General features: G+C 59.1%; 11 protein-coding genes. 9 read left to right on the forward strand and 2 right to left on the reverse strand.

Features of this window, described 5'->3' with window-relative positions:
- The first annotated feature begins 50 nt into the window (after nt 1-50).
- From dctP to QIT27_RS09495, 5 genes are all read left to right on the forward strand, one after another.
- Nucleotides 51-1,046, forward strand: coding sequence for a TRAP transporter substrate-binding protein DctP (dctP, locus tag QIT27_RS09475; RefSeq protein ID WP_285263625.1), 996 nt, complete (start codon nt 51-53; stop codon nt 1,044-1,046).
- Between the two features lie 80 nt (nt 1,047-1,126).
- Entirely contained in the window at nt 1,127-1,648 is a 522-nt protein-coding gene (locus QIT27_RS09480) for a TRAP transporter small permease subunit (RefSeq protein WP_159343311.1), read from the forward strand.
- Nucleotides 1,649-1,650: 2 nt separating this feature from the next.
- The gene (locus tag QIT27_RS09485; protein WP_285263626.1) at nt 1,651-2,985 is read left to right on the forward strand and encodes a TRAP transporter large permease; all 1,335 of its coding nucleotides are present in this window, start codon (nt 1,651-1,653) and stop codon (nt 2,983-2,985) included.
- Between the two features lie 13 nt (nt 2,986-2,998).
- Nucleotides 2,999-4,354 carry a malonyl-CoA decarboxylase gene (locus tag QIT27_RS09490; protein ID WP_285263627.1) on the forward strand — a complete coding sequence of 452 codons (1,356 nt, stop codon included), beginning with the start codon at nt 2,999-3,001 and terminating at the stop codon, nt 4,352-4,354.
- Nucleotides 4,351-5,874 carry a malonate--CoA ligase gene (locus tag QIT27_RS09495; RefSeq protein WP_285263628.1) on the forward strand — a complete coding sequence of 508 codons (1,524 nt, stop codon included), beginning with the start codon at nt 4,351-4,353 and terminating at the stop codon, nt 5,872-5,874. The genes QIT27_RS09490 and QIT27_RS09495 overlap by 4 nt, the downstream gene beginning before the upstream one ends.
- 239 nt (nt 5,875-6,113) lie before the next feature.
- Here QIT27_RS09495 and QIT27_RS09500 read toward each other — a convergent pair whose 3' ends face one another.
- Nucleotides 6,114-7,712 carry a solute:sodium symporter family transporter gene (locus QIT27_RS09500; protein WP_285263629.1) on the reverse strand — a complete coding sequence of 533 codons (1,599 nt, stop codon included), beginning with the start codon at nt 7,710-7,712 and terminating at the stop codon, nt 6,114-6,116.
- Nucleotides 7,713-8,013: 301 nt separating this feature from the next.
- Here QIT27_RS09500 and QIT27_RS09505 point away from each other — a divergent pair, with 301 nt between their 5' ends.
- The 3 genes from QIT27_RS09505 to QIT27_RS09515 are packed head-to-tail and all read left to right on the forward strand — an operon-like array spanning nt 8,014 to nt 10,229.
- A complete protein-coding gene (locus QIT27_RS09505) occupies nt 8,014-8,427 on the forward strand; it encodes a DUF350 domain-containing protein (RefSeq protein ID WP_044630035.1) in 414 nt (137 codons plus the stop codon).
- Nucleotides 8,428-8,439: 12 nt separating this feature from the next.
- A complete protein-coding gene (locus QIT27_RS09510; protein WP_253018328.1) occupies nt 8,440-9,042 on the forward strand; it encodes a DUF1190 domain-containing protein in 603 nt (200 codons plus the stop codon).
- Nucleotides 9,043-9,062: 20 nt separating this feature from the next.
- Nucleotides 9,063-10,229, forward strand: coding sequence for a glutathionylspermidine synthase family protein (locus QIT27_RS09515; protein WP_285263630.1), 1,167 nt, complete (start codon nt 9,063-9,065; stop codon nt 10,227-10,229).
- An 11-nt stretch (nt 10,230-10,240) separates the two neighbouring features.
- On the opposite strand, the gene QIT27_RS09520 is transcribed toward QIT27_RS09515, so the two are convergent.
- Entirely contained in the window at nt 10,241-11,188 is a 948-nt protein-coding gene (locus QIT27_RS09520; protein ID WP_285263631.1) for a hypothetical protein, read from the reverse strand.
- Nucleotides 11,189-11,481: 293 nt separating this feature from the next.
- Here QIT27_RS09520 and QIT27_RS09525 point away from each other — a divergent pair, with 293 nt between their 5' ends.
- Nucleotides 11,482-13,518 carry a methyl-accepting chemotaxis protein gene (locus QIT27_RS09525; RefSeq protein WP_285263632.1) on the forward strand — a complete coding sequence of 679 codons (2,037 nt, stop codon included), beginning with the start codon at nt 11,482-11,484 and terminating at the stop codon, nt 13,516-13,518.
- Nucleotides 13,519-13,525 lie beyond the last annotated feature (7 nt).

Consider the following 13,525-nt stretch of genomic DNA (forward strand, 5'->3'; position numbering starts at 1 on the left):
AACACACAACGCTAATCCAAACACACAACAACAACTGTTGGAGACGCCATATGAAACGCTTCTTACTGCCCACCGCTGCGGCCCTGGGCCTCGCTATTGCAGCCTCCCACGCCAATGCGGACACCGTCCTACGCGCTTCGCACCAGTTCCCCGGCGGCCAGGGCGACATTCGCGATGAAATGGTGCAGATGATGGCACGCCACGTCGCCGATGCGGATGTCGGCTTGACCATAGAAGTCTACCCAGGCCAGTCGCTATTCAAGGCTCGTGAGCAGTGGGGCGCCATCGCCCGCGGCCGCCTGGATATCACCTCGCTGCCGTTGGATTACGCTAGTGGCCGCCACCCGGAATTTTCGGCCACGCTGATGCCGGGCTTGGTGCGTAACCAGGCCCACGCCCAGCGGTTGAACGACTCCGAGTACATGACGATGATTAAAGACGTCATCATCGAAGGCGGGGCACGCGTGCTAGCGGATGCTTGGCTATCGGGTGGTTTCGCCTCTAGCGAGCAGTGCATTACCTCCCCAGAGACGGTGAATGGGCAGAATATACGCGCCGCCGGCCCTGCGTTTGAAGAGATGCTGGAAGCGGCCGGTGCGTCGATCTCCTCCATGCCCTCGTCAGAGGTCTACACCGCCATGCAAACCGGCGTGCTGGAAGCCGCCAACACCTCTTCTATGTCGTTCATCTCCTTCCGCCTTTACGAACAGGTGGAGTGCTTGACGGAACCCGGCGATTACGCCCTCTGGTTTATGTACGAGCCCATCCTGATCTCTGAGCAGGTATGGCAAGGCTTGACCGAGGAGCAGCAAGCCGCGCTCATAGAAGCCGGTGAGGCCGCCGAGGTCTATTTCGCGGAAGAAGCGGCCGCCATCGACCAGCAGATGGTCGACGTGTACGAGGAGAACGGCGTCGAGGTGGTCAGTATGAGCGAGGATGACTACAACGCCTGGCTAGAGATTGCCCGCGAAACCTCCTACAAAAACTTTGCCGATAACGTTCCCAACGGTCAGGCCATCATCGACGCGGCGCTTGCCGTCGAGTAAGACGCGCCTCCACTGACCGTGCTGGCCACTCGCTGAGTGGCCACGTTTGTCCGCTGCTTGCTGAGCTTGACGAGGGAACTATGGCAACTTCAACTACACACCCCCCTGCCGTACGCAGCGGGGTCATCGGCGGCTATATCCGTTTGATGGATACGCTGTCGCGCGCGTCGGCATACCTTGCTTGCGCCATGTTCGTGGCAGGCGTTCTGGTGATCTGCCAAATGGTCTTTATCCGCTACGCCTTGGGCATGAGCACAAGCTGGCAGACCGAATTCACGATTTTCTCCGTGACCGGGGCCATGCTGATGGGCAGCCCCTACGTACTGATGACCGGTGGCCATGTGGCGATCACCATCGTACCGGACGCCCTCGGCGGCCTAGCGCAAAAAGCCATGCGTCTAGTCGCATCACTGTTTGGCCTGCTCTTTTGCGCGGCGTTGGCCTACGCCTCTTGGGTGTATGTCTTTGAAGCGCTGCACGGCGAATGGACCACTGGCTCGGTGTGGAACCCACCGCTATGGCCCGCCATTCTGCCCATGGCCGTGGGGGCCACGCTGCTCTCGCTGCAATACGTGGCTGAAATTATGCGCGGGGAGGGCTAATCATGGATCCCATTACGCTTGGCATTATCGTGGCCATTGGTTTAATCGTGCTGATGGCGATTGGTACCCCGATTGCGTTCGCACTCGGCGGTGTGTCACTGCTGGCGCTGCTGTACGACCGGGGCCTGCCGGAACTTACCTACTTTGGCGAAACGTTTTTTGATCGCATCGCGGAGTTTGGCTTTGTGGCCATCCCGATGTTTATTTTGATGGGCGCGGCAGTGGCCTCCTCCCCAACCGGGCGCGATCTTTACCGCTCGCTAGACCTGTGGATGGGCCGCCTGCCCGGGGGTCTCGCGGTCTCTAATATCGGCGCCTGCTCTATTTTCGCTGCGCTCTCGGGTTCCTCCCCGGCCACCTGCGCCGCCATCGGCAAAATGGGCATTCCTGAAATGCGCACCCGTGGCTACCCAGATGGCGTGGCGGCGGGCTGTATCGCGGCGGGCGGCACGCTGGGGATTTTGATTCCCCCCTCGGTCACCATGATTATCTACGGTATCTCCACCGAAACCTCAATTGGCCGGCTGTTTATTGCTGGGGTGGTGCCGGGCTTTATGCTCGCGGGCCTGTTTATGATCTGGACCATGATCGCCTGCAAGATGGCAGGGGGTTACAACAACCCGCTGGCGGCCTCTGCTGAAAAGCTGAAGGAGAACATCAAGCAGAACGTCGATAGCAACATGAAGGCGCTGGTGCGGGTGCTGCCCTTCTTGGGTGTAGTCGCGGGTATTCTATTTGCCCTTTACGGCGGCGTGGCGACCCCGTCGGAAGCCGCAGGCGTGGGGGCATTTCTCTGCTTGGCACTGGCGATTTTGATTTACCGCATGTGGCAGCTGGGCCCCATCAAGCTGATCATGCGCGACTCGCTGCGGGAAAGCGTGATGATCATGCTGGTCATTGCTACTGCTGAAGTGTTCGCCTACGCACTTTCGTCAATGTTCATCACCCAAACCGTGGCCGCTGCCATTGCCGATTTAGAAGTGAATCGCTGGGTGCTGATGGGCGTCATCAACCTGTTCTTGTTGGTCGCGGGGTTCTTCCTGCCCCCCGTGGCGGTCATCGTGATGACCGCGCCGATTCTGCTGCCGATCATTTTGGCGGCGGACTTCGACCCCTACTGGTTCGCGGTCATTCTCACCATCAACTTGGAAATCGGCCTGATCACACCGCCGGTGGGGCTTAACCTGTTCATCATCAAAGGCATCGCCCCCGATATCTCGCTGCGGGATATTCTGATGGGCAGCCTGCCCTATGCGCTGTGCATGGTGCTGGGCATTCTGCTGCTCTGCCTGTTTCCGGGGATTGCGCTATGGCTACCGAACCTGATTATGGGTTAAAGGGGGACGCATCATGAACATGACCTTTCTCCAAGAGATGTTTAACAGCATCACCCAGCGGGACGCGCTGTTGCGGCGTAAACACCCGGAAACGCTGACGCCCGACCATCATCAGCTGGTCAAAGCCTGCCAAGCGCTGCTGGCCAGTGACGGCGAAGCCTCCAGCATTGCGCTGGCCAGCCGCGCACTGGCGATTTACCAGCGGCTGTCGGAAGGGGAAAAACGCCAGTTTTTTAAGCGCCTGGCCGACGACTTTGCCGCGGAACCGCAGCAGATTGATAGCGCCTACCAAGCCTATCAACAGGCCCGCGACAACCACACGCTGCAGGCGCTGTTTGAAGCCTGTGAGCCGCGTCGCCAGGAGCTGTTTAGGCGTTTGAACCTCGCCACCGACGGTACTTACGACCTCGTCAAAATGCGTGAGGATCTGCTGCAGCTGCTGCGCGAGGAACCCAACTTAGCACCCATCGATGATGACTTTGCGCACCTGTTTGGCTCCTGGTTTAACCGCGGCTTTTTGATGCTCAAGCGGATCGACTGGAACACGCCTGCTTCCATTCTGGAAAAAATCATCCGCTATGAAGCGGTGCATGAAATTCAGGACTGGAACGACCTGCGGCGGCGCTTGGATGCCCGAGACCGCCGCTGTTTCGCGTTTTTTCACCCCGCGATTGGCGACGAACCGCTGATTTTTGTGGAGGTCGCACTCCACAAAGGCCTACCCAGCCGTATTCAACCCATTTTGGCAGGCGTTGAGGATGGCTTGGCGGACCCAGATGATGCCGATACCGCAGCCTTCTTCGGTATCAGCAACTGCCAAACCGGGCTGCGCGGCATTTCATTTGGCAACTTCCTCATCAAGCAGGTAGTGCAGGAGCTCAGCCAGGAACTGCCCCAGCTCAAGTACTTCGTTACCCTCTCGCCGGTGCCCGGCTTCGCCCAGTGGCTGGCCGAACAGCAGCAGGATGCCCAGTGGCCCGATAGCATCCGTGAGGCGCTCGACGCGCTAGCAACGCCCAACTGGCAGCAGGATAAAGCCCACGAAGAGCGCCTCAAAACCGCCATTCGCCCGCTCGCTGCCCACTATTTGGTCGATCAGAAGAACCGCCATGGCCTGCCGCTGAACCCGGTGGCCCGCTTCCACTTGGGCAATGGTGCCGAGCTGCACCGCATTAACTGGCTGGGGGATGTGTCTGCCAAAGGGATGAAGCAAGCGGCAGGGCTGATGGTGAACTACCTCTACGTGCTCGACGATATCGAGCGCAATCACGAAAACTATACCGCAAAGGCCACCGTTGCCTGTTCAAGCGAGGTGCGCGACCTGGCTCGCCGCGCCCGCAAGCTGGCCAAGGGAGAGACCACCAAATGAACCACAACTTATTTGACACCTTTGCCGCGCGCATGCGCGAGCGTGGCAACGCCCCCTTTATCACCACCCGCGAGGGCCGCCACTACAGCTACCAAGATGCGCTCAGCGCCAGCGCCCAGCTTGCCGGGGCACTGACCGCGCTAGGCGTGAACGTAGGCGACCGCGTGGCGGTGCAGGTGGATAAAAGCCCGGAAGCCATTTTGCTCTACCTCGCCTGCCTGCGTATCGGCGGCGTCTATTTACCGCTCAATACCGGCTACACCGGCGATGAGATCCGCTATTTCTTGAAAGACGCCGAGCCCGCACTGTTCGTGTGCAGGCCTTCAGACATCGACACCGCCCGCGCCATTGCCCGCGATACCGGCTGCCCGGCGGTCGACACCTTAGGCACCGATGCCGATGGCAGCCTGATGGAGAAAGCGCAGCAAAGTGACCCCAGAGATGACATCGTCACGCTTGGCGAGCGGGATTTAGCGGCGATTCTATACACCTCGGGCACTACAGGCCGCTCAAAAGGCGCGATGCTGACCCATCGTAACCTTGCTTCGAACGCGGAAACGCTGGTCTCGTCTTGGCACTTTAGCGCTGAAGATCGGCTGATCCACGCGCTGCCTATTTTTCACACCCACGGCTTGTTCGTGGCGTGCAACGTCACGTTGATGGCCGGGGCCAGCATGTGCTTTCTGCCTAAATTCGATGCCGATGTGATTTTCGATGAGCTGCCCAACGGCAGCGTGATGATGGGTGTACCGACGTTTTATACCCGCCTGGTTCAAGACCCGCGCCTCACCCCTGAGGTCACCGCCCATATGCGGCTGTTCGTCTCGGGCTCGGCACCGCTCACTGCGGAAACCCACGAAGCCTTCGAGGCCAAAACCGGCCACGCCATTCTTGAGCGCTATGGCATGACCGAAACCAATATGAACATCTCCAACCCCTACACCGGCGCACGCCGAGCGGGCACCGTGGGCATGCCGCTGCCGGGCGTCGAGATGCGCATTACCAGCCGGGACACCGGTGAAGAAGTGCCGCAGGGCGAGATTGGCATGCTGCAAATTCGCGGCCCTAACGTCTTCATTGGTTACTGGCGCATGCCGGAAAAAACCCGCGAAGAGCTGCTAGACGATGGTTTTTTCATCACCGGCGATCTCGCCATGGTCGATGAGCAAGGCTACGTGCATATCGTCGGTCGGGATAAAGACCTAGTGATTTCCGGCGGGTATAACGTCTACCCCAAAGAGGTCGAGCAGGTGATCGATGAGCTGCCGCAGGTGGCGGAGTCTGCCGTGATTGGCCTGCCCCACCCCGACTTTGGCGAAGGCGTCACTGCTGTAGTGGTAACCCAGCCAGGGGAGCAGGTGGATGAAGCCGCCATTCTGAATCATTTAGAGGGGCGGCTGGCCAAGTACAAACAGCCGAAGCGGGTCTTTTTTGTCGATTCGCTGCCGCGCAACACCATGGGCAAAGTGCAAAAGAACGAGCTGCGCAAACGCTTCGACACCACCTACCACGCCGCTTAGCCGATTCGTTAAAAACGCCCCACCCAAAACAGCCACGCCCCGCAAAACGGGGCGTGGCTGTTTTTTCTCAAATGCTGCTTTTAAACGCTGGCGTGATTAGGCTCTGCCGGAAGAGTCGGCGAGCGAAGACCAGACAAGGCAAAAATCGGCGAAAAGACGGAGTTTACATGTTGTAAATGAGTACTTTGAGCCGATTTTTAACGCCGTATGGTCGAGCGTAGCCAGTTTTCAGACAGAGCCTAGCCGCCTGCAAAGGAGGCGTACATGATCACCACCAACACCACCAGCACGATACCGGTAGGCACCGCGCCTTTCCACGGGGTGAGATCGACATCGCCGGAGTCTTCCTGCACCCAGTCCGTTGCGCGGGGGCGCAGCTTACCGATCACCAGCATGACCGCCACCAGCAGCACGAATACGGCAGCGACGAAGTGGAACTCGTGCATCACCATGGGCAGCTTGTTGAACGGCGGCACGAAGTAGCCCGCCGCAATCAGCAAACAGCCGCCGACCAGCGCTACTTTCGCGGCCATGGGCGGTACGCGTTTTGTCAGCAGACCCACCAGCACCACGGCAAGAATCGGGATGAAGTAGATCGCGTTCATCTTCTGCAGGTAGCCGAACAGGCTGTCCTGGCCCGCCAGCAGCGGCGCAATAATCATGGTGGTAATCGCCATGATCCAGCCAAACACCTTGCCGGATTTCACCACCTGCTCTTCCGTGGCGTCTTTTTTCAGCACGCCTTTGTAGATCCCCAAGCTGAAGATCGTCGTGGTGCTGTTCAGCGCGGAGTTAAACGAGGAGAGAATCGCCCCGACCATCACCGCCGCAAAGAAGCCGGTCAAGTAGGGCGGCAGCACGTTGAATACTAGGTGGCCATACGCCTCGTCGGCGCGAATACCCTGGTCGGCATACAGGTGGTACGCAATGATACCGGGCAGCACCAGGTACAGCGGCCCCAGCAGCTTTAGAAACCCTGTGAGCAAGACGCCCTTCTGGCCTTCGGCCAGGTTCTTGGCGGCAAAGGTGCGCTGGATGATTTGCTGGTTGGTGGTCCAGTAGAAGAGGTGAAGCAGCAGCACGCCGGTAAAGATGGTCGAGAACGGTACCTGCTGTTCAGGGCCACCCATGGAGTTGAATTTGCTGGGGTCGCTCTCTTTCAGGATATTCCAGCCCTCCATCACACCGGTGCCACCGCTCACCGCCTGTAGGCCAAAGTAAACGATCACGAAGCCGCCAATCAGCAGGCCTACCCCGTTGAGGGTATCCGACACCGCCACCGTACGCAGGCCGCCAAACAGCGCGTAGACCGCACCAATCAGACCCACCGCCCATACCGTCGCCCAGAGCAGCGCAGTGTTGGATTCAATGCCGGTCAGGCCCTGTAAGTCCAGCATGCCCTGAAGGCCGATGGCACCGGAGTAGAGGATGATCGGCAGTAACACCACCGCGTAAGCAATCAGGAAAATAACGTTGGCAATCAGCTGCGTGCCTGTATCAAAACGAATCGCCAGCAGCTGTGGCAGCGTGGCAATGCCGCTTTTCAGAAAGCGCGGCAGGAAAAATAGCGCCAGCGCCACCAGGGCGATCACGGCGATCACTTCCCACGCCATGACGCTCAAACCATCGGTAAACGCGGACCCGTTTAGCCCCACCATCTGCTCGGTGGAGAGGTTGGTCATCAGCATGGACGCCGCGATCAGCGGAAAGGTCAGCGTGCGGCCTGCCAGAAAATAGCCGCTGGTGCTACGGTGGTCATCACGTCGCGTGATGCGCCAGGTGACAAAGGCCACCAGGCCCGTAAAGAACAGAAACGATGCCAGGGTTAGGGCATGCATGGGGGAAAGTCCTTCGATGCGGTCGCGTCTGAAGCGGTGCCCAACACGGGCACGAAGAGCGGTATCAAGCGATACGACACGGTGAATTTAGGTAAAAATACCAAGCATCGCGGGATTCTAAGCAGGTGACACGTTTCATCTATTAGCCTTTAGTCGCAACAAAAGGCAAACAATAGGTTTTTTTACTACCAAATCCATCGCGCAACGAAAGCCAAAAGACGATTGCCGATCCCAGGCGAAGCTATGTCACAATGCCCACGTTGACTGACCCACCGTCATTGACCACAAGGATGACACTGCCATGTTGCACTATTTACAGGGATTACCGTCTTTCTTTGCCTACCTGCTCGGCGCGCTCGCGCTGCTGGTGGCCTTTATGTACTGCTATAGCCGCCTAACCCCGCACCACGAGTGGGCACTGATTCGAGCGGGCAATGCGGCGGCCGCCACCGCTTACGGCGGCTCTATCCTGGGTTTCACCCTCCCGCTCTACAGCGCCATGGCCCACTCCATTAGCTATATCGACTTCATTCTGTGGGGCGTGGTGGCCTTCGGCGTGCAGATCGCCACGTTCTTTGGCCTGAAACTATTTCTCCGCCGCCAGGGCGAGAGCTTGTCTCAGCACATCACCGAAGGCCACCAGGCTTACGGCACGCTGGTGGGCAGCATCTCGATTGCCGTGGGCTTGATCAACGCGGCCTCAATGACCTGGTAACGGAGCGCACTCATGGAAAAGCAGATCCATCCCACTCACCTGCCCCGCCGTAAGCGCAGCGCGCGCCTCTCTTTGGCGATGATGGGAGCGAGCGCCTTCGGTTTGACCGCCTGCACCCAGCCCGCGGAGGACGAGCACCTCACCGATGTACGCTTCGACGAGCCCAAAAGCTATCAAGGCGTCGAAGAGTGCGTAGCCGCCAACGTGTACACCCGCAGCGCCTGCGAAGACGCTTACGAGGCCTCTCTAGAGTCCGTGCCGCGCTTCGACACCCTGGAAGCCTGCGAAGCCGAACACGGCGAAGGCGCCTGCGCAGCCCCCACCGACGAGCAGGCCCAGGCTGCGGGCGGCGGCAGTTGGTTCATGCCTGCCATGATGGGCTATATGGTCGGTAACATGCTGGCGAATACCAGCCGAGGGCGCTCGTTTGAGCGCGTGTATCAAGAGCCGGTCTACCGCAACCGCCAAAACCAGGGCAACTGGAATGCCGCTGCCAGCCAAGCTTCCCAGCGGGTCAATCAGCGTAACGAGGCCCTGCGTAGCTCGGTGGTGCAAAACCGCCAAGCCACGACGCGGCGCGGCCTGGGCACCCGCTCGGCCTCTTGGGGCTCTTAGCCACCCCCTTGGGAGCCACTATGCTGCGCATCAACGTTTCTGAACGCCCGCAGTGGAAAACCCTGGCCAAAGAGCTGGGGTTTCATTTCCACACCATCGATGGCGAGCCTTACTGGAAAGAGGACGCCTACTACCAGTTCACCCTGGAGCAGATAGAGCAAGAGATCGAAGCGCCCACCGAAGCGCTGCACGAGATGTGTATGGCGCTGGTCGATAAGGTCTGCCACTCCAATGCCTTAATGCAACGCCTCGCGATCCCCGAGCATATGTGGGACATCATCCACCACTCCTGGCGTAGCGGGCAGCCGCCGCTGTATGGGCGCATGGACTTTGCCTATTCGGGCAACGGTCCCGCGAAGCTTTTAGAGCTCAATTACGACACACCCACTTCGCTCTATGAAGCGGGCTTTTTCCAGTGGGTGTGGCTAGAGCAGGCGATTGAGCAAGGCATCCTGCCCCGCCATGCCGACCAGTACAACTCGATTCAAGAGCGCCTGCTTAATGCTATGGCGCATCTGGGCGACCGCTTGGAAAACCGCACCCTCTACTTCTCCTGTGTCAAAGGCAGCGACGAGGAGCGCGCCACTGTCAGCTATTTGCAGGACATCGCCCTGCAGGCAGGCCTACAGGCACCGTTTATCTACATCGAAGACATTGGTATCGCTCCAGGAGTCGAGCACTTTGTCGATTTGGACGACCACCCCATCACTGCGCTATTCAAGCTCTATCCGTGGGAAGAGATGGCGGTAGAAGCATTTGGCGAGGCGGTCACGCAACTCAACACCCACTGGTTTGAGCCGCCCTGGAAAGCCGTGCTCTCCAATAAAGGGATTCTGCCGCTGCTGTGGGAAGAGTATGAGGGGCACCCGAATCTGCTACCGGCGTATTTTGAAAAAAATAGTCACTCGCCGCTGGAGGCAGGCTGGGTGCGCAAGCCGTTTTTCTCACGGGAAGGGAGCAATATTAGTTTGATAACGCCCAGCGGCCAGCAAGAGAGCGTGGGCGGGCCTTACACTGATAACCCGTGGATACGCCAGGCGTACCACCCGCTGCCGCGCTTTGGCGACAAGCACGCGCTGATTGGCAGTTGGGTCGTGGGCGATCGCGCCTGTGGCATGGGCATTCGAGAAGACGTGGGGCGTATCACCAAAGATACGTCATGCTTCATTCCCCACGCCATTCTTTAGCGATGGACGGTTCAGGCGGCGCTGGCGCCCGGGCGAGCGCCTTGGATAGGCACTTGCCAAGCGGGCGATACGCCCAACGAGCCACTCTCCTCCGCCACCCAACCCTCTTCGCCGATGACGGGTAAAAAGTGACGCGCGCCTACCCAGCGCAGAGGTTCGGCCAGCTGCACCTCGTCGGGCATACCACCTTGTATCATTCGCAACAGGTAGTCATCGCTCTCGGTGGGGTGCCAGTGGGCCAGCAGCTCGAACGGCGCCTGACGTGAACGACGCGCGGCCAGCACGCCCAACCCGGGCTGACAGTGGAGTTCGATAATATGCGCAACCCCTTTCGCCAGCAGGGAACGGTAGGTGTGTTTGTCCAATGCAGAGGTCGACACCGCCGTGATGTTCATGGGCAGCGAAGGAAGCCGCTGCGCCAACTGGCCCCACCGATCGGCGCTGGTGACCATGATATCGCCCGCGTTGAGTTCCCATAGCGCGTTGGCGTGATCGAACAGCGAACGCGACGACCAACCCGCCTGCTGTGGCAGCAGCGCCCCTAGCATGAACCCCGCCGCGGTTTGCATAGATAGCCAACTCACCACGCTGCGGCTGGCTTGGCTTTCGTGGGCCAACAGCGTCCTGAGCGCTTCGGCCTCTTGCCGTAACGATGCTGCGCTGTATAGGTGCTGGCGCTGCAATTGATGGCTAAACGCCCCGCCAGTGGCACTATCGAACAGGCGTAGGTGGGAAATGTCGCCACGCTCGCTAAGCGCATCGGCCCACTCCTCCAACGTGATGGAAGAGGCCGACAGAAGATCTGTATCGGTCAAGCCAAAACAGCGTTTGGCCGCGAGCACCAAGCGTTCGCGTTCTGGCGTCCCAGCGGCGGGCAACATACCGCTTTGGTGGCGGCTATGGCGCGGCAACATGCTCCGCAGGACGGCCAGCAGGGTAGGTGGGGTGAGTGACAACATGTTGCTTCCTTAGCAAATCATCGTTCCATTTGGTTAACAGGCTACGTGCATGTATCACTTTTGTCAAAATCTTAACCTACGTCAAACGCAATGGATAATCTTTGTATAAATAAATCACCTGCATAGGCAAACCGTTGGCGTAAATAGTAGACACTTCTCCCAAAAGCCGCTGAAATCGTTGTTATCATGCCTGACGGGCATGGCGTGACCCTGCTAATGATCTACCCATGAAACGCGCCGTGGCCCTCTGCCTTTTCATGAGCGTCTTCGTCCCACTTGGAGCAATCGCGATAATGACAGCGCGCTGGAAAACCCTGCCATTACGGCTACGTTTGTTTATCTCGTTTGGCACGGTGCTGGCCATTGCCATGTTTCTGGCTCTCTATTTGCAGGCGCGTACGCACAGCCAAGCCCGTCTGGATAACCTGCTGAACGTCGAACTGCCTGCCCAGGTGGAAGGATTAGCCACGCGTATCAACCTCCGCTTGAGTCCGGCGCTCGCGGTGTCTGAGAGTTTGGCCAACAGCTATTTCATCGAACAGTGGGTCGCCGACGGGCTACCCGAGGCACAGCAGCCAGACATCGAGCGCTACCTGTCGCGCCTCATGGACCAGTTGGATACCGAACTGCTCTTCATCGCCGCGCAAACCCAAGGGCGCGGCGTCTACTTCCAGTACCGTGACGGCGAGTTCCTGCAGCGTCCGCTCCAATCTCCTGGCGGAGACGACGACTGGTACTATCAGTTCACCGACAGCCGCGCGTCTTACAATCTGAATTTAGACAGTGATACCTTCTCTCCCGAAGAAGCCTTCGTATTCCTTAACTTCCGCAGCAGTGGCACCGCCGCCAACGGGCGCCCCAGTGTCGTGGCGGGCGCGGGGCTCGACCTATCGCGCATGGCACAGCTCATTCGTGACTACCGTTTGGGAGAGACGGGGCGAGCGTCGATCTTGAGTGCCGAAGGGGCGTTCTTGATTACCAGCAACGAAACCAATATCTCGGAACTGCAAGCCCAAGAAACCGATACCCTGCTGCGCCAGGATAACGAGCTTCACGTGACCGACATCGAGCGCGATGGCGATCACTATTACGTCACGACCCGCTGGCTGCCGGAATTACAGCGTTATCTCATGGTGGAGGTCTCCAAAGAGGAGTACACCACCAGCATTCGCCAGCGCTTTTTGAGTTCGATCGAGCTTGGCTTGCTGCTGCTGGTGGCCGGACTGGCGCTGCTCTACCCCCTAACGGGGAGCCTGATTCGACCGCTCAACCGTTTTCAACGCCAGCTAAAAGAGATCACCCATAGTCTGGACCTCTCCCGCCGGGTAGAAACGGACGACCGCGCCGAGCTTGGCGACTTGGCCGACCAAACCAACCAACTGCTGGAGCGCCTCTCCCGCGCAATTGCGGCCGTGTCATCCAACGCGTTGGCGCTGACCCAAGTAGCCGACCGTTTAGCACAGACGGCGGGGCTATCCGGCATTCAGGGGGGCGACATTCATCATGAAGCCAACCAGACGATGGCCGCCGCGGTGGAAGAGATGGCCTCTTCTGTCGCAGAAATCACGTCCACCATGGAAGAGCTCTCCACGTCGTCCACACAAATTGCCGATCACTCCCAATCCGTGGTGGACGTAGCGAACCAAACCCTAGAGCGCAGCCGTAAAGGCAGCACCGCCATGCAGTTACTGCAGGCCAAAATGCAGGATATCCGCAGCGACAGCGAGCAGAGTCTTGCTGAGATCATGACCCTAGGGGCGAAGTCCAAGCAGATCAGCAAGGTGATGGAGCTGATTAACACGCTGGCCGCCCAAACCAAGCTGATCGCCTTCAATGCCGCCCTGGAAGCCTCCAGCGCGGGAGAGTCCGGCCGCCGTTTCTCCGTGGTCGCCAACGAGATCCGCCGTTTGGCCGACAGCGTGACCGACTCCACCCAGGAGATCGAGGGGCACACCGACGATATTCAGCAAGCGATCAACCGCTTGGTGGTGGCCTCTGAAAAGGGCGCGACCTCCATCGAGCAGGGGGTCGAGGCCAGTATCAGTACCGCTCAAGACTTGGAAGCGCTGCTCAAAGCCGCGAGCCAAACCAGCAGCGCTGCCCAGCAAATTTCGCTCTCCACACAGCAGCAAAAAACGGCCAGCAACCAGGTGGTGATCGCCCTGCGGGATATCGACACAGCCAGTGCCCGTAATGCCCACTCCGTGCGCAGCATCACGGAAATCAGCCAAGACATGGTACAGATTTCTGCAGAGCTGAATGCGCTCGTTCAGGAGTTTACTCTCGAAGAGCACGGCACTGCCCCGCCCCATCAGCAACGCCCCTCCTGAGGACGTC

The sequence above is a fragment of the Halomonas sp. LC1 genome, assembly GCF_030247125.1.
Lineage (GTDB): Bacteria > Pseudomonadota > Gammaproteobacteria > Pseudomonadales > Halomonadaceae > Vreelandella.

Bases quoted from the DNA above. Each gene is read 5' to 3' on its own strand.
- QIT27_RS09525 (WP_285263632.1), top strand. From the start codon at position 11,482: ATGACAGCGCGCTGGAAAACCCTGCCATTACGGCTACGTTTGTTTATC.
- QIT27_RS09510 (WP_253018328.1), top strand. From the start codon at position 8,440: ATGGAAAAGCAGATCCATCCCACTCACCTGCCCCGCCGTAAGCGCAGC.
- QIT27_RS09500 (WP_285263629.1), bottom strand. From the start codon at position 7,712: ATGCATGCCCTAACCCTGGCATCGTTTCTGTTCTTTACGGGCCTGGTG.
- QIT27_RS09505 (WP_044630035.1), top strand. From the start codon at position 8,014: ATGTTGCACTATTTACAGGGATTACCGTCTTTCTTTGCCTACCTGCTC.
- QIT27_RS09485 (WP_285263626.1), top strand. From the start codon at position 1,651: ATGGATCCCATTACGCTTGGCATTATCGTGGCCATTGGTTTAATCGTG.
- QIT27_RS09515 (WP_285263630.1), top strand. From the start codon at position 9,063: ATGCTGCGCATCAACGTTTCTGAACGCCCGCAGTGGAAAACCCTGGCC.
- QIT27_RS09490 (WP_285263627.1), top strand. From the start codon at position 2,999: ATGAACATGACCTTTCTCCAAGAGATGTTTAACAGCATCACCCAGCGG.
- dctP (WP_285263625.1), top strand. From the start codon at position 51: ATGAAACGCTTCTTACTGCCCACCGCTGCGGCCCTGGGCCTCGCTATT.
- QIT27_RS09520 (WP_285263631.1), bottom strand. From the start codon at position 11,188: ATGTTGTCACTCACCCCACCTACCCTGCTGGCCGTCCTGCGGAGCATG.
- QIT27_RS09480 (WP_159343311.1), top strand. From the start codon at position 1,127: ATGGCAACTTCAACTACACACCCCCCTGCCGTACGCAGCGGGGTCATC.
- QIT27_RS09495 (WP_285263628.1), top strand. From the start codon at position 4,351: ATGAACCACAACTTATTTGACACCTTTGCCGCGCGCATGCGCGAGCGT.